Here is a 21,491-nt window from a genome sequence, read left to right as displayed (position 1 = left end):
TTATGAGTCCAAAGACGCCGTTATCACCTTGTGCTCAGATGATTGATTTTCAGCGGCTTGATACAGTAAATGTTGTCGTAGGTGCTCAGCGGTATCAGCGTTTAGTCCGGGTAAATTGATTTCAGCCTCACCAGAACCGGCACTAAAACATTTCAGTGTGACTAGTTGATATTGGCGTTCCAGCGGACCTTGAGATAAATTTACATGCTGCAAACGCGTGTAAGGTAATGCCGTAGTTGACATCCAAAATAACCCCTGTCGCATGATCAATTCATCTTTAAAAACCCCGTAGCAAACGGTCAATGCCTTCAAGTAAGTTAGACGAATAATCAACACGGCAACTATTAAGATAAATACTATAAGCAGCAATTTGGCAGTAATTGATAAAGGGGTTATAAAACCAATAAAGAGACAAATAATGGTTGCTATCAGGCTGTATACTACACCAGCTACATAGAGTTGTAACTTAGGGTAATTATCATCGATGTGAGTTAATACTAACTCAGTCATGGGGGTCAATTGCTGTGCTTGCAATGGCTCACCATATTGATAAATATCCGTATTTGGTAATGATTGATGTTGATGCTCAATGTCGTTCATATAAATCCATTCGTCTTTTTATGCTCGGTAATGACTATAACGACATTTTATGTCGTATGGTAGGGGTTTACGTTTATTACTCTTCTAACCACGAACCAAGGATTAACGGCTTACTATGATGTTGGACTTATTTGATGGACAGGACCCAAATATTATCGCCCCTCCTGTTACGCTACATCCAAATTTTTTGACTCAACGTCAGCAACAATTATTGTTAAATGAAGTTAGTGATTACCCACTGACTAAAATTGAAATTGAAGTTTTCGGCAAAAAACACCTTATTCCGCGCACTCAAGCTTGGTTTGGTGATGATGGATGTGATTGTAAATACTCAAAAACGTTAATCAATCCTTTGCCATGGCCGCCTATGCTTGCAAAGTTACGCCAAACCTTAATCAATCGTTGTCAGCTTAATTTTAATGCCGTATTGGTTAATCATTATAAAGATGGCCATGATTGTATGGGATGGCACAGTGACGATGAGCCAGAAATTATTGCGGGGAGTGCAATTGCCTCAATTACTCTAGGTGCTTGTCGAGATTTTGTGGTACGTCATAAAGCAAGTCAGCAAAAAGTGACATATACCCCTTTTTCTGGTGACTTAATCATTATGGCGCCAGGTATGCAGCAAACTTGGCAACATGCGTTACCTAAGCGTTTATCGATAACACAACCAAGGGTTAATTTTACTTTTAGGTTAATTACGCCTGATTTTTATCGAAGATAAGCCTATAACAATAAAACGTGATTAACAGTTAACGTTTTGCCATGACAGTGTTTGACGTTTAAGTGTTAACCCAGTAACCTTCGATTTTTAAGAACCCAAGAGTAGGTCATTATGTCAGTTGCACAGACAATCACTGATAAACTGAATCAGTCGTTCACACCGTCACATCTTGAAGTTATTAACGAAAGTAATCGCCATCATGTGCCACCTAATTCTGAAACTCACTTCAAAGTTGTGATTGTCAGTCAGTTGTTTGATGGGCAGCGACCGTTAGCAAGACACAGAGCGGTCAATAGCGCACTTGCTGATGAATTAGCCAATGGCGTTCATGCTTTGTCAATCAATACTTATACTGAGGTGGAATGGCAGGAGCTCGAGGAAGTCCCTCGTACGCCAAACTGCAAAGGATAGTTGATAGCAGTCATACCACATAAAACCTCACTAATTAGTGGGGTTTTTTATTGCCCTCATTTAGTGCGTTGGCTATAGTGTTATTTTTTAGTACGTTGGCTAAAGTGTTATTTTTGTTGTTTAGCAATGTCTTACTCATAATACAATTAGAAAAGGATATCTAGATGTATCGCCGTTTATTGTTACCAATTCTCATTTTCGTGTCGCTACTTCAAGCTTGTGAACCACAAGCCCCCCAAAAAGTTACCGTGATTGAACATACCTCTCCAGTTATCGAGTGGCGATTGGCAACATCGTGGCCTAAAAATTTACCAGGCTTAGGAATGGCTCCAGAAAACTTCGCGCAAAAGGTCAACCTTATGTCCAATGGCCGTTTACATATTAGTGTTTATGGCGCAGGCGAATTGATGCCAGCATTGTCAGTATTTGATGGTGTGAGTGAAGGTAAAGTGCAAATGGCTCATAGTGCATCGTATTACTGGAAAGGAAAGGCTCCCGCTGCACAATTTTTTTCATCGATTCCTTTTGGTTTGAATGCTCAACAAATGAATGCTTGGTTATATCACGGTGGTGGTATGGAGCTGTGGCAAGAGGTTTACCAGCCATTTGGTATTATTCCTATGGCTGGAGGAAATACTGGGGTGCAAATGGGCGGTTGGTTTAATCAGCCAATCAATTCGATTGAAGATTTAAATGGACTTAAAATGCGATTACCAGGTATTGGCGGTGAAGTGTTAAAGCAAGTCGGTGGCGTACCGGTTGAAGAACTCGCTGGTCGAGAACTTTATGGCGCCTTACAAAGCGGTGCTATCGATGCGGCTGAATGGGTGGGACCGTACAATGATTTGCCACTCGGTCTTTATCAGGTCGCTAAGTTCTATTATTACCCAGGCTGGCACGAACTAGGCTCAAATATGGAGTTTATGGTTAATCAGCAAGCCTTTTTAGCACTACCAGATGACTTGCAGCAAATTATTATCACTGCGGCAAGAGCTGTTAATCAAGATATGTTAGATGACTATACTCAAGGGCATATTGAGGCGTTAAATACCTTAGTTAATGATCATAATGTGCAATTGAAACGTTTTCCTGAAGAGGTTATTGCTCAACTTAAAAGCGCCAGAGATACTGTGCTTTATGCTGAAGCTGAAAAAGATCCTATGTTCAAAAAGGTACTCCAAGCTTACCTAGCAAATGAGAAGCAAGTGAAACGCTATTTTCAATATACTGAAAATGCATTAGCAGAAATGACGCGATCCTAAGTGATAGTTTGTTTGTTGTCGTCCCGTTTTCTTTCTCGAGCATCGTATTAATCTGATTATTGTTGAAATTTTTATGAGTTGATTATCCCCAACAATTGCGCTTTGTTGATGCCAGCATGCTTACGCCAATAAGGCTCAAGTTTTGTCGAGCTCTGATTTAGGTTAATAAACACAAACGTTTTAAAGGCTTTTTAGTTATTTTATGACTAGATGAAAATAATCACTGAGTTAGTTTGATGAATGACGCTAGAGAGTTAGTGAATGTTAATGTTACTATATCGCCATTACCGTTAAATACGTTTGTTAATGTTCTAACCTGTAAACGTATCCATTTTTGGGAGAAAACCATGCCGTTATTAGACAGTTTTACCGTAGACCATACCCGTATGAATGCGCCTGCAGTAAGAGTTGCTAAACATATGAGCACACCGAAAGGCGACACGATTACTGTGTTTGATTTACGTTTTTGCGCACCAAATAAAGATATATTAAGTGAGCGTGGTATCCACACTCTCGAGCATTTATTTGCTGGTTTCATGCGCGATCATTTGAATGGTGACAGTGTCGAGATTATTGATATTTCACCCATGGGCTGTCGCACCGGTTTTTATATGAGCCTCATTGGTCAGCCTTCAGAGCAAGATGTTGCTAATGCTTGGTTGGCGGCAATGGAAGATGTATTGAAAGTGACACAACAAAAAGATATTCCAGAATTAAATGAATATCAATGTGGAACCTATGAAATGCACTCACTTGAACAGGCACAAGATATTGCCAAAAACATCATTGCAGCAGGTGTAAGTGTTAATAAAAATGATGATCTTGCTCTAAGTGGTGAGATTTTAGGCACACTTTGATCTTATTGAAGTATTCAAAAAGCGGCACACAGCCGCTTTTTTTGTGTCTGAAATATTATATTTTAACAAGTGTATTTAGGTAGGACGTTTAGGTTGATGTAAATAAAGGATTTTTGTTGGCGATTAAGGTTTGGTGGGTGCAAGGTGTTGGATATTCTTTGGCGGTATGTGAATGATACTGTTTTTGTGTTGCTGAAACCGTTATTGTATACAACATTAAGCCGTAATTTTACAAAGCCAAGATAGAATATGGAGATTTATATGTCTGATCGCTCTTTTAGCGTTTCAATGGTAGCGTCTGCAGTGGTGTTAATTCTGGGTAGCTTTCCCAGTATGGCTGATACAGTAACTGAATCATTTGAAACGAAAAACTCTCATATCGATATGGGGCAGGCTGACGTCTCCTTATTTCATTATCGCCAATCGTCTAACTTACTTGCTCAAACTGGGGTTACTGTCCATCCCAATGTGGCAAATGCAGATAACGCTATTTCAATCCGTGGTGCGACCAACGGCATAGCGGTAATGCAAGACAACATTTTTTATTCTGCAGCACCTTATTCAGCTCAAAATCTTGTTTCCTTACCTAATTTGTTTTTTCAATCTTCACTTTCAAGTAACAAGCAAACAAATGTAGGACAAGGTGGTCAAGGCTCTTTTGGTGTACTTGATTACACTACCGCTGTCATTAGCGAACGTGACACAGATACCATCGTAAACATCGAAATCGATGAAGATGGTTCTCCTGCTGGTGGGTTAATCGTCAGCGGTAAAACTAAAGAATATGGCATGCTCTTGGGCGTTGATTATCAAAAAAGTGAAGATGATGCAGGATTTAACACTAGTTTTGATGATAAACATGAAAAAACCGATATCCTCTTTAAAATCAATGCTGGCAGTTTAGCTGGGGCGCGCAATCCGCAAAAAACAGAGTTCAGTTACCATTTTACAGATACCAGACTAGATAATAGCAGTATTGGCTTGACTGAAAACGATTTTTCACTAGCGCCTGATAAGCGTTATGCGGCAACACAATTAGATTATGAAAAAGGCAAACGTCAACGCTACGCTTTAGCACATCAAGTGAATTTAAGCGGTTCAACAATGTTTACCGACTTTTATTATCAGAGCTTCTCGCAGGAGGGGCAGGACACCTTGTTTGTTGATGATCAATTGATTAATCGCCAATTGTTGCAGCAACTCTCTGAATTTGAGAAAAATCCAACTGCTCAAGGGTTAACAACGAATACTGCAATATCAGACAATGATTTTGATGGCTTTGGTGTACAAACCAAAGGGATCAGTATGTATGGGGCCCATGAGGTGACGTATCAGGCCAGATATCACACTGATAAAGCTGAAATAAAAGTAAGCCAATTAGATTATTTTCTTGGCGAAAACCTTCATTTAGCCTTGCAAGATACTCTTTATGGAGTATCAGATTATACTGATGAAGCGGATGCGATTACGTCATCAGTTAATACCAAACTTAACTATGATGCTTGGTCAGTCAACATTGGGCTAGGGTACGAACATGTTAGCGTGAGTCGAGAGCTTGGTAATAATACTGACTTAATGACAGCGGCTGATTTTTCTGATGACGGTTGGTTACCAGCTATTGAAGTGGCTTATCAAAATGATGCATGGCTTTTTGCCTTAAGTGCTAAACAAGCTTGGACCGCTGCATCTGCAGGAAATAGCCAGCAACGCGCACAAGAGGCGCTGCAATACCAGTTAGCATTGCAATATCAGCAAGGGGCATTTGTTGCAGGCTTAAGTACCTATATACATGATTTTGATAATCAACATGTCACCTGCCAGTGGGGGATAAATTGTCTGCCTGGGCAAGAAGCCGCGCAGGTGAATTTAAAAGATGTTGCTGTCAATGGCGTTGATGTAAATCTTGATTACAGTATGACATTTGACAGCTTTTCGATCCCTATGTCGTTAGCTTATACCTACAGCCAAGCAGAATTTGGCCAAACTGATTGTGACGCCATTATTGGATGCTATAGAGATGGTGAGCAGCTACCTTGGGTACCTGAACAGCAATTAAGTGCCAGTATTGGTGTGATGATGGGACAATTTAGCCTAGTTGCGAATGGTCTGTATCAGACAGAAACAGGCAATGCATTTACACCAGGAAATTATGGTGTTGATTCTCAGCTTAAAGTCGATTTAGCAGCAAAGTATCAAATGACACCATCACATGAATTTTATGTGCGTGTAGAAAATCTACTAGATGAAGATTTAGTCGCTAAAAATTATCAAATGGGCATGTTACAGCAAACCGAAATGACAACGTATCTAGGCTATCAAGGTCATTTTTAATGAAAGTCAAAAACAGACTTGCGTTAATACGTTAAGCTAACCTGTTTATTTGATGGTAAAGCTTGTTCTAGTTGATAAATAATCCGCTTGTGTTTAAAAAATGTTAACGCCCTTGGCAATTTAGCGAGGGCTTTATTCATCACTTCTAATATTTAAAAAAATTCATTTCAAAAATATTTCTTTTAAAATTAATGCTATAGTTTTGTTCGCACGGTGCCTCCACGCTATTATTGATTGGTTATAACGCCACACTCTGCTTTGCGCTAGTTTAGGGGGCAAAGTTGGTGCATTGGTTTGAAAACACCTATTATTTTCGTGGCGATAGTCTCATATTTGGGGTAAAATGCGCGCGACCAGCGTGATTACGATCGCATTTCCGTGTTAAACCTGCGCTAGCTCAATAATGGTGTGTTTGTTAACATATTGTTTTTGTAGCGGAACGTGGCGCATTGTCTTTCCTTCAAACGTAGTGCTTGTGGATATGATTACAATTAAGAAAGGATTGGAACTGCCTATAGCAGGCGGACCAGAGCAAGTTATCCATAATGGCCCAGCCATTAAACATCTAGCTACTTTGGGTGAAGAGTATATTGGCTTACGTCCAACGATGAAAATTAAAGTGGGCGATAAAGTACAAAAAGGCCAGGTTCTTTTTGAAGATAAAAAGAATTTAGGCGTTAAATATACAGCTTTAGCCAGTGGTACTATTTTAGAAATTAATCGAGGTGCAAAGCGTGTACTTCAGTCTGTTGTTATTGCGGTGGAAGGTGACGATAGCGTTGCGTTTACTCAATATGATGCAGGTACATTAGACACGTTAGACTCGCAAGTTGTTCGCGACAATCTGATTGAATCAGGTTTGTGGACTGCATTGCGTACGCGCCCATTCAGCAAAGTGCCGGCCGTTGATGCTACGACGCAAGGTATTTTTGTTACCGCGATAGATACACAACCTCTTGCTGCCGATCCTGTGGTAGTCATTGCCGAACATAAAGATGATTTTGCTAATGGTTTAAAAGTGCTTGCACGTTTAACTGAAGGCAAAGTTTACTTATGTAAAGCTCCTGGAGCCGATATTCCTTCAGCAAATGCCCAAGTGGCAGAGTTTGCAGGTAAGCATCCAGCAGGTCTTGTAGGTACTCACATTCATAATATTCTTCCAGCTTCAGCTAAACGTAGTGTTTGGCATGTTGGCTATCAGGATGTTATCGCAATTGGCCAATTATTTACTCAAGGTGTGTTAAACACTGAGCGTGTTATTGCCATTTCAGGCCCTAAAGCCAAACAACCTCGTTTAGTAAGAACTCACATTGGCGCAAGCATTGCTGAGTTAACATTAAATGAAGTGCAAGACGGTAACGTTCGCGTTATTTCTGGTTCGGTATTAAATGGACGTGAAGCTAAAGGCCCACATGCATATTTAGGTCGTTACCACGCACAAGTAAGCTTAGTTGAAGAAGGTTACGAAAAAGAGTTATTTGGTTGGGCAATGCCTGGTGCCAATAAATATTCGATTACTCGTGCATTCTTAGGTCACTTAAGTCCTTCTCGTTTATTCCCAATGACAACCAGTACCGGTGGTTCTGATCGTGCGATGGTACCCATTGGCAACTATGAACGTGTTATGCCACTAGATATTCTTCCTACCATGTTGTTACGTGACTTAGTGTCAGGTGATTATGATGGCGCGGTGACACTCGGTGCTCTTGAGCTAGATGAAGAAGACTTGGCGTTATGTACTTTCGTATGTCCAGGTAAGTATGACTATGGTTCATATCTACGAGACTGTTTAGATACGATCGAGAGGGAAGGCTAATGAGCTTGAAAGATTTTATCGAGCGTATTGAACCGCAATTTGAAAAAGGCGGAAAATACGAAAAGTGGTATGCCCTTTATGAAGCGGCAGCCACTGTATTTTATACTCCAGGTAAAGTGAACAAGGGTAGAACCCATGTTCGTGATAACATCGACCTAAAGCGTATGATGATTACGGTTTGGGCGTGTACATTTCCAGCAATGTTTTTTGGTATGTACAACGTAGGTTTACAAGCACAAGTGGCATTAGCTGCAGGCTTTGGTACTCCTGATGTTTGGCAAGTTGGATTGTTTGAATTATTTGGTGCTCAGTTAACCGCTGACTCAGGTATTGCATCATTGATGTGGTATGGCGCATGTTTCTTCTTACCTATCTACGCAGTGACTTTCGCTGTAGGTGGTTTCTGGGAAGTCTTATTCGCCTCTGTCCGTGGTCATGAAGTTAACGAAGGCTTCTTCGTTACATCTGTACTGTTTGCGTTAACCTTGCCAGCAACAATTCCTTTATGGATGGTAGCTTTAGGTATTACGTTTGGTGTCGTTGTAGCTAAAGAAATCTTTGGTGGTACCGGCCGAAACTTCCTAAACCCTGCGCTAGCTGGTCGTGCGTTCCTGTTCTTTGCTTATCCTTTAAGTATGTCAGGTGACACGACATGGGTTGTTGCTGATGGTTTCTCTGGTGCAACTGCATTAAGCCAAGCTGCACAAGGCACATTTGATTACGCAAACAACGCGACTTGGATTGATGCCTTTATGGGCTTTATTCCTGGCTCAGTGGGTGAAGTTTCTACCTTTGCTATCCTATTAGGTGGTTTAGTCATCATCTATACTCGCATCGCTTCATGGCGCATTGTGGGTGGTGTGATGATTGGTATGGCTTCAATCGCAACGTTATTGAATGTTATTGGTAGCGACACTAATCCAATGTTTGCCATGCCATGGCATTGGCACTTGGTACTAGGTGGTTTTGCTTTCGGTATGATGTTTATGGCAACAGACCCTGTGTCTGCGTCATTTACTAACTCTGCAAAGTGGGCCTATGGCATCCTAATTGGTGCAATGGTGGTGTTCATCCGTGTGATTAACCCTGCATTCCCTGAAGGTATGATGTTAGCAATTTTATTCGCTAACTTATTCGCGCCGTTATTTGACCACTTCGTCGTTCAAGCAAATATCAAACGGAGGATCGCACGTGGCTAGTAATAAAGATTCGTTTGGAAAAACATTATTTGTTGTGATTGGTCTTTGCTTTGTCTGCTCGATGTTTGTGTCTACAGCAGCCGTTTTGCTTAAGCCAACACAACAAGAAAATAAGCTTTTAGATAAGCAAAAGTACATTCTTGAAGCGGCGGGTTTAGTGGATACTAAAGCTGGCAAGCTTGAAAAGAAAACCGTTATCGACACGTATAATAAATACGTAGAAGCGCGTCTGGTTGATCTTAAAACCGGTGACTTTATAGAAGGTAACGCAGATACTTTTGATGTTGAAAAGGCAGCTCGTACTCCTGCAACGTCTTTCAAACCGCAGCACGATATTGCGTCGGTTAAGCGCGTGGCAAACACAGGTGTTGTTTATCTGATTAAAGACGATAACAAACAACTACAGACTGTGATTATTCCTGTTAAAGGGTACGGTCTATGGTCAACTATGTTTGCATTCTTAGCTGTTGAAGCGGATATGAACACCATTCGTAGCCTTGTGTATTATGACTTTACTGGTTCTGGTGAAACACCAGGTCTAGGTGGTGAAGTTCAAAATCCACAGTGGATCGCTAAGTGGGAAGGTAAAAAACTTTATAATGAGAATGGTGAGTTAGCTATTCAAGTGACCAAGTTACCGACAGTAGCCGCTTCTGTTCATGGTGTTGATGCATTATCTGGTGCAACGTTAACCAGTAATGGTGTCCAACATTCATTAACATTTTGGTTAGGTGAAGAAGGTTTTGCTCGCTTTATTGAAAAAGCACGCAATGGAGGACTTAGCTAATGGCTAATGCTAAAGAACTGAAGCAGGTTCTAACCGGACCAATCATCAATAATAACCCAATTGCTCTGCAAATCTTGGGTGTATGTAGTGCCCTAGCTGTTACCGCTAAAATGGAAACCGCTATCGTAATGACATTAGCATTGACGGTTGTGACTGCGTTTTCTAACTTGTTTATTTCGCTTTTGCGTAATCACATTCCTAGCAGTGTTCGTATCATTGTTCAAATGACCGTTATTGCATCTTTAGTAATTGTCGTAGACCAAGTATTACAAGCTTATGCTTATGATATTGCGAAGCAGTTATCTGTATTCGTTGGTTTGATTATTACTAACTGTATCGTAATGGGTCGTGCTGAAGCTTATGCAATGAAAACACCTCCAATGATGAGTTTTATGGATGGTATCGGTAACGGTTTAGGTTACGGTGCAATCTTATTATCAGTAGGCTTCATTCGCGAATTATTCGGTAACGGTTCATTATTCGGTATTGAAATCCTCAGCAAAATCTCTGACGGTGGCTGGTATCAACCAAATGGTTTATTACTACTTCCACCAAGTGCATTCTTCTTGATTGGTGGTTTAATCTGGATGATACGTACTTATAAGCCAGAGCAAGTAGAAGCAAAAGGGTAAGCAGAATGGAACATTATATTAGTTTATTAATTCGTTCAATATTCATTGAGAACATGGCATTAGCCTTCTTCTTGGGTATGTGTACCTTCTTAGCTGTGTCTAAAAAAGTGACGACCTCGATGGGTTTGGGTGTTGCAGTTATTGTGGTTTTGGCCATTTCAGTACCTGCTAACCAAATCATCTATCAAGGTTTACTTGCCCCTGGTGCACTGGCTTGGGCTGGCGTTCCAGAAGCAGACTTAAGCTTCTTGAAGTTTATTACCTTTATTGGTGTGATTGCAGCGCTAGTACAAATTTTGGAAATGACTTTAGATAAGTACTTTCCACCTTTATACAACGCGTTAGGTATCTTCTTACCATTGATTACTGTTAACTGTGCGATTTTCGGTGCGGTATCATTTATGGTTGAGCGCGACTATAACCTAAGCGAAAGCGTAGTGTTTGGTATTGGCTCTGGGATCGGTTGGGCGTTAGCAATTGTATTGTTAGCGGGTATCCGTGAGAAAATGAAGTATTCTGATGTGCCAAACGGTCTACGTGGCTTAGGTATTACCTTTGTTACAGCAGGTCTTATGGCTCTAGGTTTCATGTCGTTCTCTGGTGTTTCTTTGTAAGAAGTACTGAGACGAAGCATTAATTTGAACCTTTAAGGAATAAGTGAATGGGTATTCTTGAATCTACTCCAATAGATGTTTATCTAGGTGTGAGTATGTTTACCGTTATCGTACTGGTGTTGGTTTTAGTGATTTTATTTGCTAAATCGAAACTGGTTGCGAGCGGTGATATCACCATTGGTATTAATGGTGATGCTGACAAAGCAATTAAAACAGGCGCAGGTGGCAAGTTACTTGGTGCTTTATCAAATAGCGGTATTTTCGTATCTAGCGCATGTGGTGGCGGTGGCTCTTGTGGTCAATGTCGCGTACATATCAAGTCTGGTGGTGGAGACATTCTTCCTACCGAACTTGATCACATTAGCAAAGGCGAAGCCCGTCAAGGTTGTCGTTTAGCTTGTCAGGTTAACGTTAAAACCGACATGGAAATTGAGCTAGAAGAAGAAATCTTCGGTATCAAAAAATGGGAATGTGAAGTTATCTCTAACGATAACAAAGCGACTTTCATTAAAGAGCTTAAGCTGCAAATTCCTGATGGAGAATCAGTTCCATTCCGCGCAGGTGGATATATTCAGATTGAAGCACCAGCTCATCATGTTAAATATGCTGAGTTTGATGTCCCTGAAAAATATCGCGGCGATTGGGAGCATTTTGGTTTCTTCAAGTTAGAATCAAAAGTAGACGAAGAAACTATTCGTGCATACTCAATGGCTAACTATCCAGAAGAGTTTGGCATTATTATGCTAAACGTGCGTATTGCAACGCCACCACCACGCAATTTGAGCTTACCTTGCGGTAAGATGTCATCATTCATTTGGAGTTTAAAAGCCGGTGATAAAGTGACAATCTCAGGTCCGTTTGGTGAGTTCTTTGCAAAAGACACAGATGCTGAAATGGTATTCGTTGGCGGTGGTGCTGGTATGGCTCCGATGCGTTCGCACATTTTTGACCAACTTAAGCGTCTTAACTCTAAGCGTAAGATGAGCTTCTGGTACGGTGCTCGTTCTAAGCGTGAAATGTTCTATGTGGAAGATTTTGATGGCCTAGCGGCTGAGAACGAAAACTTCCAATGGCATGTTGCATTATCTGATCCTCAAGCTGAAGATAACTGGACGGGTTATACAGGTTTTATTCATAACGTATTATATGAAAACTACCTGCGCGACCATGATGCACCAGAAGATTGTGAGTTCTATATGTGTGGACCTCCAATGATGAACGCAGCAGTTATTGCGATGTTAAAAGATTTAGGCGTTGAAGATGAAAACATCTTACTAGATGACTTCGGCGGTTAAGTTAATTAAATTAAGGTGCTATTAGAGCACCTTAATTTTTTGTAAATTGCAGTTCGTTAACGGACTGCAATTTTTGTTTTATAGAAATAGAGCATTATGGTTAATTTACTTCGCAGCGTTATTTTTATGGCAGTGATAAGCCTTATCACTGCGTGTTCTCAGCCTGAACCGACTTTACAGTTAGCCGGTAAAACCATGGGCACAACTTATCACATTACTGTGATTCGAAATGATCAATTACCTGAAGCAAACTTACTGCAAACCGAAATCGATATGGCACTTGAAATTGTCAATAATCAAATGTCTACCTATCGGCCAAATTCTGAGTTATCGCGATTTAATAAACTGCAGATAAGGCAAGGAACGGAAGTCTCTCCTGATACACTGACAGTGGTAAAAGAAGCGATTCGTTTATACAAGATCACCGATGGTGCATTGGATATTACTTTAGGCCCATTGGTCAATCTTTGGGGCTTTGGCCCTGATAAACGCCCAACCACATCCCCATCGTTAGAGGCAATTCAAGCCGCTAAAGCCAAGACGGGAATATCAGAGCTAACAATAGATGGCAATCGACTCATTAAAGATAGTGCTGATTTGTATGTCGATTTATCATCAATAGCCAAAGGTTTTGGTGTGGATAAAATTGCCAGCTTATTAGACAAGTACCAAGTGTCTGGTTATCTCGTTGAGATAGGTGGCGAAATTAGTGTTAAAGGCCACAAGGCTGATGGCAGTGAGTGGCGTATCGCGGTAGAAAAACCGAGTGAAGATGGCCAAGAGGTGCAACAAGTCATTGAACTTGGTACAATGGCATTAGCTACGTCAGGTGATTATCGTATTTACCATGAAGAGAATGGCGAGCGTTTTTCACATCTCATAGACCCGCGTAGCGGCTATCCGATTAAGCATAAATTAGCTTCAGCTACGGTATTACATAAAAGTTCAATGACTGCAGATGGTTATGCTACAGCCATGATGGTTCTTGGGACTGAAGCATCATTAGCACTTGCCAAAGAGCAGAATTTAGCAATAATGCTGATTGAAAAGCAGGAACAGGGTTATCAGGTCTATTACAGTGAGGCCTTCAAGCCTTATCTTGATTAAACCATCCATTAAACTGGAGTCCAAAATGAGCGAGTTAATAGCGACATTTGTGGTGTTATTAGTTTTTTTCGTCTTAATGTCAATTGGTTATATTATTAAGAAAAAAGCTGTGGAAGGAAGCTGTGGCGGCCTTGGCGTGTTAGGCATCGAAAAAGCGTGTGATTGTGATGATCCTTGCGACAAACGTAAACGCCGCATGGCGGAAGAAGAGCGCCGTGAGAAGTTAGCGCAAAATCGCATCATTTAGCATTTTATCTTTTCAATAATTTGAATGAGTTTTGTTTTTAACAGCCCACGATTGAAGTGGGTTGTTTTGTTTATTTACTTCAAAGGCAGCATTTTTACTCATCTGACTAGCAAGTCTGTTAAAGCTTAGGTAAGCTGTTGCCATTATCTGTGTATATCCCTGTCGAATTACTTTTAACTTGTTAGAGTAAGTCATTCCAAACCAATTTTAATTGTGTTGATAATTTATCGACACGGGATGCTTTTGTTTTATGGAGATCGCTTAACATGAATAAAGTTCCAATGACTGTTGTTGGTGCTGATCAATTACGTAAAGAATTAGAAATCTTAAAATTTGATCGACGCCCTAAAATTACCGAAGCAATTGCATCTGCCCGTGAGCTTGGTGATTTAAAAGAAAATGCTGAGTACCATGCCGCACGAGAAGAGCAGGGTATTTGTGAAGCGCGTATTCGTGATATTGAAGGCAAATTATCGAATGCTCAAATCATCGATGTCACTAAAATCGAAAATACTGGGCGAGTTATTTTTGGCACTACAGTGGCTATTTTGAATATCGAAACCGATGCTGAAGTCACTTACCGCATAGTGGGTGATGATGAAGCTGATATCAAACAGAATTTAATTTCTGTTAACTCGCCTATTGCCCGTGGACTTATTGGCAAAAATGAAGGTGATGAAGTGGGGATTGCCACTCCAGGTGGCATCACAGATTATGAAATTTTGTCGGTAAAATATATCTAGTCAGATAAAGATATTTACGATTATTGCATAATTATATCGAGCACTTAATATCAAATGTTAAGTGCTTTTTGTTACATGCAAAATAATTAATTTGCTGAATATGACAGGTGCAGTTATTATCTGAAGTTGGCTATAAGCTATTTTTAATAGCATCACATGCAGTTTACACTTTATTGGCGATTTATTGTTTACGACTATATTGAGTAATAAAACTAATTAATAGGTTAAGGTTATATGACGTTTTCTTGGGCTAAAATATTAATGATATTGATTGTTGTGGGGTTGAGCACTAGCTTCCTTGCCACTAATCATACTTTAATATCAGCTCAATTAAATTACTCTGCAGCACCTAGCTGCACGAGTTCCTCTGCTACTGCTATTGATAATTGTGTTATCGCTTACCATCAATCAAATCAGTCCGATGTTAATCATCCTCATTTGATCGTGGATATTAACGACTCAGTTATAAATGGCGAGATTACAGCCAATTACCCATCAACAGTTATCGGTACTTCTTTATTCTACTTAGTTGATATAGCAAGTGTTAACACTCAATCTTCTAAGCTCCCCATCTCTAATGACATACATTATGTTCCAACCTATTCAGCACGCTATATTAATTTAGCTCAACACTATTCGGATGAAATTAGACCAAGCTACCTTTTAGCATATGAGTTTATTTCCCCTCCTGTGCCAAGTTTGGCAATTGGTTATCAAATTGATTTCAGTCCACAACTAGACTGGACTTTATCGACTGTATCAGCCCCTTCAAGGCTTTCCGGTTGGAAAGAGTCTAATTTACTCTTCGTTCATACTCACATTTGTTAAACGTATAACACAACATTAAAAATAACCATTAGCTATCGCTAGTGAATTTTCCTTGAGCTGTTGATCTGCAATAAATGCAGTTATAGCTTGTGGTGCATTGTTTGCGTGGATTTATTATTCCACGATGTTGTGAGATCTATTGTTATGAAACCTAAATCAAAAAAGACTCTATTAAACCATTACTCTCAGTGGAAATATTGGCTGCTTATCAGTACGTTAGTAATACTTTTTTTAAGCGCTCTTCCGTCTTGGTATGGCGAAGATGCAGCTGTACAACTGTCATCAAAATCATCACACACCTTATCCTCTGAGCATGTTTATCAGGTATTAAATCAAGCGGGGATCAGCAGTAAACGCATTGAGCAAAAGCAGCAGAATGTATTAGTCGTCTTGCAAGACCCACAGCAACAAATGCTTGCTAAAAACACCTTAATAAACGAGTTTGAAAAACAGGCTCAAGTGACATTATCCTTATCACCTGCAGCGCCTACTTGGTTGTTAAATATGGGATTTGAACCCATTAAGCTGGGGCTGGATTTACGTGGTGGAGTGCAGTTTTTATTGGATGTCGACTTAGATTTAGTTTTTCGCCAACAAAGTATTATGGTTGGTGATTCGTTAAAACAGTTTGTCAGAAAACAGCATATAACCGGTGTTAGCATTCACTCTGGTGACAGCGCTGAAGTCACAGTTGACCTCACTTTGCCTGAGGTGAGAGGACAAATAAGACAATTTATTGCAGAGCAATATCCGTTATGGCAGGTAACAGGACAAAAAGATAGACTAAATGTAGCGCTATCAGAAAATGAGAAGGTGAAATTAACTAATTTGACCGTACAACAGAATTTACAAATTATGCGCAGCCGCATTGAAGAGCTGGGCATAACTGAAGCTTTGGTGCAACGCCAAGGCGACAACCGTATCCGTATTGAACTGCCAGGTGTACAGGATCCAGCCACCGCTAAAAATGTCATTGGCGCTACAGCCAGTTTAGCTTTTTATCCTGTTCTTGAGAATGGTTCAATTAATGCGTTAGTGTTAAAGGATCAAGCCAACAATCCAATTTATGTCGCGAGAACCCCTGTATTAGCTGGAGATCATATTGTTGATGCGCGTGCCGCCACTGGTGATTTTGGCATGGCAAAAGTGAATATCAGCTTAGATTCTGCTGGAGGAAAGTTAATGTCAGACTTTTCGCGCTATAATATTGGTAAACCAATGGCCACTTCTTATAGCGAGTATAGCCGTAATAGTCTGGGGAAATCACAGCAGACGACTAAAGTTATTAGCGTGGCAACTATTCAAAGTCAGTTAGGCAATAATTTTGAAATTACCGGTGTAGGTAGCCATCAAGAAGCTCAGCAGTTGGCATTATTATTACGAGCCGGCTCTATGACTGCGCCTGTAACCATCATTGAAGAGCGCACAATCGGCCCAAGTTTAGGCGCTGAAAATATTGTCAATGGTTTTGCTGCGTTAGCATTAGGTATGTCATTAACATTACTCTTTATGGCTTGTTGGTACCGGCGTTTAGGCTGGGTAGCAAATATAGCGCTAATTGCTAATATGGTGATGTTATTTGGATTGTTAGCATTAATTCCAGGGGCAGTATTAACCTTACCTGGTATTGCAGGGTTAGTGCTTACAGTGGGTATGGCTGTAGATACTAACGTACTTATTTTTGAGCGAATAAAAGATAAACTAGCAGAAGGTCGAAGTTTTGCTAGTGCTATTGACGTTGGATTTGATAGTGCTTTTTCAACAATATTTGATGCCAATTTCACCACTATGATCACCGCCGTAGTGTTATTTTCTATTGGCAATGGCCCCATTCAAGGTTTTGCGTTAACTCTGGGTTTAGGCTTGCTAACTAGTATGTTTACAGGCATTTTCGCTTCACGTGCCATCATTAACTTAGTGTATGGCCGTGATACTCGTCACGCGATAAAGGTGTAATATCATGAACTCAACTCAAATGAATAACACGATAGATAAACTTAAGTTTCTAACCAAGTGGCGCTATGCATCGAGCATCCTTTCTATTGCGCTAATGTTGTTATCTTTAGGCATAATAGGTATCAAAGGGTTTAATTGGGGGTTGGACTTTACCGGCGGGGTGGTCACCGAAATTCAACTCGATAAACGTATCACCGCCAGTGAAATACAACCGCTAATGGTTGCCGCTTATCAACAAGAGGTCAGTGTCATTTCGGCTAGTGAACCAGGGCGATGGGTACTGCGTTATGCCAATATCCCTGATGAAAATCAACGTCCGGAATTATTAACAGTATTGGCGCCGCTTCAGAGTGACATCAATGTATTAAACAGCAGTATCGTTGGTCCTCAAGTTGGTCAAGAGTTAGTTGAGCAAGGCGGCTTAGCGTTATTAATGGCCATGTTATGTATTATGGGGTATCTCAGTTATCGTTTTGAATGGCGTTTAGCATCCGGTGCATTATTGGCTTTAGTGCATGATGTTGTATTTGTGTTGGCTTTTTTTGCTTTAAGCCAACTGGAATTCAATTTAACCGTATTAGCGGCAATATTGGCTATTTTGGGTTACTCACTTAATGACTCAATAATTATCGCCGACAGGATACGCGAGCAATTAGTCATTAAGCCTCAATGGAATATCACGGATATTAATAATTTAGCCATTAAATCGACATTTTCGCGCACTATGGTGACTTCCGGTACGACATTATTAACCGTAGTAGCATTATGGATTATGGGGGGGGCGCCGCTGGAAGGTTTTTCAATTGCGATGTTTATCGGTATTTTAACGGGGACGTGGTCATCAATTTCTATTGGGGCAACATTTCCTGAATTACTGGGCTTAAATTCTGACCATTACAGGGTTATACCATTACCCGATACGCCGTAATATTTGTGCAATTTTTAACAATATAAAGCCGCTGAATTCAGCGGCTTTATATTAACTAAAATCACAGACTATTTTGCTTTTGGAATGGCAATTTTCATCTCTGCTGATTGACGGAAGATAACTAAAATATGACCGATAGTTTGCACTTTCGTTGACTGAGTTTCACGTACAATGGCGTCAACGATGGCATTTTTAAGTTCTCTATCAGAAGAGGCTACTTTCACTTTGATCAATTCGTGATGATTAAGAGCGCTATCAATTTCAGCCAGAACACCTTCAGTCAAACCATTGGCACCAAGCATCACAACTGGCTTTAAACTGTGTGCCAATCCCTTTAGATGCTGTTTTTGTTTGGTTGTTAAGTTCATTTATACCAACTTTTGCTGAGTTACTGTTGAAAAACGGCTATTCTACCCTTATATACTCTTTATGTAACTCTCAATCGTTGCGGAATTTCGATGGTAGCTAAAAAACGTACGGCCAGTTCGAGTCGTTGGATGCAAGAACACTTTGATGATCATTATGTGAAATTAGCTCAAAAACGGGGGATGCGCTCTAGAGCTGCATTCAAGTTAGAGGAAATTCAGCAGAAAGATCAATTAATTAAACCTGGAATGACAGTGGTCGATTTAGGTGCAGCCCCTGGTGGATGGTCACAAGTTGCCGTTAAATTGGCTGGTGATAAAGGTAAAGTCATCGCCTGTGACATTTTACCTATGGATCCAATTGTGGGTGTTGATTTCCTTCAGGGTGATTTTAGGGAAGAAAAAGTACTTGAAGCTTTGCTTAGTCGTGTAGGTGAAGATAAAGTGGATGTGGTATTATCCGATATGGCACCTAATATGAGTGGCGCAGATGTTGTTGACCAACCACGAGCTATGTATTTAGTTGAGTTAGCGTTAGACATGTGTCATCAAGTATTGGCGCCAAACGGCTGCTTTGCCGTCAAAGTCTTTCAGGGGGAGGGGTTTGACGATTATATGAAGTCGGTTAAAGAAGCATTTAAGGTTGTAAAAACCCGTAAACCAGACTCTTCTAGAGCACGTTCTAGAGAAGTCTATTTAGTGGCGACTGGTTACAAGTTGTAGTAGTCTAATATCCATTATCGCAAGACTGTAATAGAGGTCTAATAATTTGAGTGACATGGCAAAAAATTTAATACTCTGGGTCGTCATCGCTGTTGTGTTGATGTCGGTGTTTCAGGGTTATTCCCCTACTTCTTCGAACTCGCAGAAGATGGATTATTCCGCATTTCTTGATAATGTTCGCAATGGTCAAATTAATACTGTTGAGATTAAAAGTGACCAACGTACGATTGAAGGAACAAAGCGTACAGGTGAGAAATTCACTACAATCATGCCTATGTATGACCAAGATTTAATCAATGATCTTGATCGTAAAGGTATCTCGATGAAAGGCCAAGAAGCGGAAGAATCAAGTTTCTTGACGCAAATCTTCATTTCATGGTTCCCAATGTTGCTGCTTATCGGTGTATGGATTTTCTTCATGCGTCAGATGCAAGGCGGCGGCGGTAAAGGCGCAATGTCATTTGGTAAAAGTAAAGCCAAGTTGATGAGCGAAGATCAAATAAAAACGACTTTTGTTGACGTAGCAGGCTGTGATGAAGCAAAAGAAGAAGTAAAAGAATTAGTTGATTATTTACGTGACCCGACAAAATTCCAGAAACTCGGTGGACGTATTCCTACTGGTGTTTTAATGGTAGGTCCTCCGGGGACAGGTAAAACCTTACTTGCAAAAGCTATTGCTGGTGAGTCAAAAGTACCATTCTTTACTATTTCAGGTTCGGACTTTGTTGAAATGTTTGTTGGTGTCGGTGCATCTCGTGTACGTGACATGTTTGAGCAAGCTAAAAAATCAGCGCCTTGCATTATTTTTATCGATGAAATCGATGCTGTCGGTCGTCAACGTGGTGCTGGTTTAGGCGGTGGTCATGATGAACGTGAGCAAACCCTAAACCAAATGCTAGTTGAAATGGATGGTTTTGAAGGAAATGAAGGCGTCATTGTGATCGCTGCGACTAACCGTCCAGACGTTCTTGACTCTGCCTTATTGCGTCCGGGACGTTTTGATCGTCAAGTTGTTGTCGGCTTACCTGATGTTCGTGGCCGTGAACAAATTCTTAAAGTTCATATGCGTAAAGTGCCATTATCAGATGACGTAAAAGCCAGTGTTATTGCGCGTGGTACTCCTGGATTCTCTGGTGCAGATCTAGCTAACCTAGTCAACGAAGCGGCGCTGTTCGCAGCCCGTGGCAATCGTAGAATGGTAGGTATGGAAGAGTTTGAGCGTGCAAAAGATAAAATCATGATGGGTGCAGAACGTCGCTCAATGGTTATGTCTGAAGCAGAGAAAGAAATGACCGCATACCATGAAGCAGGTCATGCGATTGTAGGCTGCTTAGTACCAGAGCATGATCCTGTGCATAAAGTGACGATTATTCCTCGTGGTCGAGCATTGGGTGTGACTTTCTTCTTACCTGAAGCTGACGCAGTTAGCCAAAGTCGTCGCAAACTAGAGTCTCAAATTTCCGTAGCTTATGGTGGACGTTTAGCTGAAGAGTTAATTTACGGTAGCGAGAAAGTGTCTACTGGTGCTTCTCAGGATATTAAATATGCGACTTCGATAGCGCGTAACATGGTAACTCAATGGGGCTTCTCTGATAAGTTAGGTCCATTACTGTATGCTGAAGAAGAAGGTGAAGTATTCTTAGGTCGCAGTATGGGCAAAGCTAAGGGAATGTCTGGTGACACTGCGGCGTTAATCGATTCTGAAATTAAAGTCTTTATTGATAAAAACTACCAACGTGCAAATCAGCTTTTGACTGATAACCTTGATATTTTACATGCAATGAAAGATGCACTGATGAAGTTTGAAACCATTGACGCATTGCAAATTGACGACTTGATGAATCGCCGTGAAGTTCGTCAACCCGCTGATTGGCAAGTTGATGACTCATCTGACGATAAAGGGAATAGTAAACCTCAAGCGGCAGAAGATGATAAAGCAGAAGATGTCGTTTCAAGTGCAGATGACGCACCTAAAAAAGACGAATTAAATACTGACGAATCACCTGCTAAATAAGCTGAGTTGATGAGTAAAGAAAACCCCGAAAGGGGTTTTCTTGTTTAAT

General features: G+C 40.6%; 21 protein-coding genes. 19 read left to right on the top strand and 2 right to left on the bottom strand.

Going from position 1 to position 21,491, the window contains the following annotated elements; genetic code table 11:
• The gene (locus NE535_RS03725) at positions 1-600 is read right to left on the bottom strand and encodes a PH domain-containing protein (RefSeq protein ID WP_261297344.1); all 600 of its coding nucleotides are present in this window, start codon (positions 598-600) and stop codon (positions 1-3) included.
• Positions 601-715: 115 nt separating this feature from the next.
• Between NE535_RS03725 and NE535_RS03720 the strand changes: the two genes are divergently transcribed.
• The 17 genes from NE535_RS03720 (at position 716) to secF (ending at position 18,340) form a co-directional block, all read left to right on the top strand.
• Positions 716-1,327 carry an alpha-ketoglutarate-dependent dioxygenase AlkB family protein gene (locus tag NE535_RS03720; protein WP_261297343.1) on the top strand — a complete coding sequence of 204 codons (612 nt, stop codon included), beginning with the start codon at positions 716-718 and terminating at the stop codon, positions 1,325-1,327.
• Positions 1,328-1,438: 111 nt separating this feature from the next.
• Positions 1,439-1,738 (top strand): BolA family protein, encoded by a 300-nt coding sequence (locus NE535_RS03715; RefSeq protein WP_261297342.1) that lies wholly within the window; start codon positions 1,439-1,441, stop codon positions 1,736-1,738.
• 164 nt (positions 1,739-1,902) lie between these two features.
• Positions 1,903-3,000: a TRAP transporter substrate-binding protein gene (locus NE535_RS03710; protein ID WP_261297341.1), complete on the top strand. Its 1,098-nt coding sequence runs from the start codon at positions 1,903-1,905 to the stop codon at positions 2,998-3,000.
• Between the two features lie 347 nt (positions 3,001-3,347).
• Positions 3,348-3,857: an S-ribosylhomocysteine lyase gene (gene luxS, locus NE535_RS03705; RefSeq protein WP_188840721.1), complete on the top strand. Its 510-nt coding sequence runs from the start codon at positions 3,348-3,350 to the stop codon at positions 3,855-3,857.
• A 261-nt stretch (positions 3,858-4,118) separates the two neighbouring features.
• Positions 4,119-6,188, top strand: a complete 2,070-nt coding sequence (locus tag NE535_RS03700) for a TonB-dependent receptor (protein ID WP_261297340.1) — start codon at positions 4,119-4,121, stop codon at positions 6,186-6,188.
• Between the two features lie 481 nt (positions 6,189-6,669).
• The gene (locus NE535_RS03695) at positions 6,670-8,004 is read left to right on the top strand and encodes a Na(+)-translocating NADH-quinone reductase subunit A (protein WP_261297427.1); all 1,335 of its coding nucleotides are present in this window, start codon (positions 6,670-6,672) and stop codon (positions 8,002-8,004) included.
• Complete coding sequence (locus NE535_RS03690) at positions 8,004-9,203, top strand: NADH:ubiquinone reductase (Na(+)-transporting) subunit B (protein WP_261297339.1); 1,200 nt, start codon at positions 8,004-8,006, stop codon at positions 9,201-9,203. Before NE535_RS03695 ends, NE535_RS03690 begins: the two co-directional genes overlap by 1 nt.
• Positions 9,196-9,990 carry a Na(+)-translocating NADH-quinone reductase subunit C gene (locus tag NE535_RS03685; protein ID WP_261297338.1) on the top strand — a complete coding sequence of 265 codons (795 nt, stop codon included), beginning with the start codon at positions 9,196-9,198 and terminating at the stop codon, positions 9,988-9,990. The genes NE535_RS03690 and NE535_RS03685 overlap by 8 nt, the downstream gene beginning before the upstream one ends.
• Positions 9,990-10,622 carry an NADH:ubiquinone reductase (Na(+)-transporting) subunit D gene (locus NE535_RS03680; RefSeq protein WP_188840556.1) on the top strand — a complete coding sequence of 211 codons (633 nt, stop codon included), beginning with the start codon at positions 9,990-9,992 and terminating at the stop codon, positions 10,620-10,622. The genes NE535_RS03685 and NE535_RS03680 overlap by 1 nt, the downstream gene beginning before the upstream one ends.
• 5 nt (positions 10,623-10,627) lie before the next feature.
• Positions 10,628-11,236, top strand: a complete 609-nt coding sequence (gene nqrE, locus NE535_RS03675; RefSeq protein WP_261297337.1) for an NADH:ubiquinone reductase (Na(+)-transporting) subunit E — start codon at positions 10,628-10,630, stop codon at positions 11,234-11,236.
• A gap of 47 nt (positions 11,237-11,283) precedes the next feature.
• Positions 11,284-12,531: an NADH:ubiquinone reductase (Na(+)-transporting) subunit F gene (gene nqrF, locus NE535_RS03670; RefSeq protein WP_261297336.1), complete on the top strand. Its 1,248-nt coding sequence runs from the start codon at positions 11,284-11,286 to the stop codon at positions 12,529-12,531.
• Between the two features lie 126 nt (positions 12,532-12,657).
• A complete protein-coding gene (locus NE535_RS03665; RefSeq protein ID WP_425347441.1) occupies positions 12,658-13,638 on the top strand; it encodes an FAD:protein FMN transferase in 981 nt (326 codons plus the stop codon).
• Positions 13,639-13,663: 25 nt separating this feature from the next.
• Entirely contained in the window at positions 13,664-13,885 is a 222-nt protein-coding gene (gene nqrM / locus NE535_RS03660; protein ID WP_261297334.1) for a (Na+)-NQR maturation NqrM, read from the top strand.
• 266 nt (positions 13,886-14,151) lie between these two features.
• Positions 14,152-14,628, top strand: a complete 477-nt coding sequence (gene greA, locus NE535_RS03655; RefSeq protein ID WP_261297333.1) for a transcription elongation factor GreA — start codon at positions 14,152-14,154, stop codon at positions 14,626-14,628.
• A 234-nt stretch (positions 14,629-14,862) separates the two neighbouring features.
• On the top strand, positions 14,863-15,456 hold the full coding sequence (locus tag NE535_RS03650; RefSeq protein WP_261297332.1) for a hypothetical protein: 594 nt from the start codon (positions 14,863-14,865) through the stop codon (positions 15,454-15,456).
• 144 nt (positions 15,457-15,600) lie between these two features.
• Entirely contained in the window at positions 15,601-17,412 is a 1,812-nt protein-coding gene (secD, locus tag NE535_RS03645) for a protein translocase subunit SecD (RefSeq protein ID WP_261297331.1), read from the top strand.
• Between the two features lie 4 nt (positions 17,413-17,416).
• Complete coding sequence (gene secF, locus NE535_RS03640) at positions 17,417-18,340, top strand: protein translocase subunit SecF (RefSeq protein ID WP_261297330.1); 924 nt, start codon at positions 17,417-17,419, stop codon at positions 18,338-18,340.
• Positions 18,341-18,408: 68 nt separating this feature from the next.
• Here secF and yhbY read toward each other — a convergent pair whose 3' ends face one another.
• Complete coding sequence (yhbY, locus tag NE535_RS03635; RefSeq protein WP_261297329.1) at positions 18,409-18,708, bottom strand: ribosome assembly RNA-binding protein YhbY; 300 nt, start codon at positions 18,706-18,708, stop codon at positions 18,409-18,411.
• A 90-nt stretch (positions 18,709-18,798) separates the two neighbouring features.
• Between yhbY and rlmE the strand changes: the two genes are divergently transcribed.
• Positions 18,799-19,428, top strand: a complete 630-nt coding sequence (rlmE, locus tag NE535_RS03630; RefSeq protein WP_261297328.1) for a 23S rRNA (uridine(2552)-2'-O)-methyltransferase RlmE — start codon at positions 18,799-18,801, stop codon at positions 19,426-19,428.
• 46 nt (positions 19,429-19,474) lie between these two features.
• Complete coding sequence (gene ftsH, locus NE535_RS03625) at positions 19,475-21,442, top strand: ATP-dependent zinc metalloprotease FtsH (RefSeq protein WP_280925362.1); 1,968 nt, start codon at positions 19,475-19,477, stop codon at positions 21,440-21,442.
• Positions 21,443-21,491: the final 49 nt, after the last annotated feature.

This window comes from Shewanella holmiensis (genome assembly GCF_025370255.1).
GTDB lineage: Bacteria > Pseudomonadota > Gammaproteobacteria > Enterobacterales > Shewanellaceae > Shewanella > Shewanella holmiensis.
Note: the sequence above shows the minus strand (reverse complement) of the source record. Positions and strands in the feature narration are given on the sequence as shown.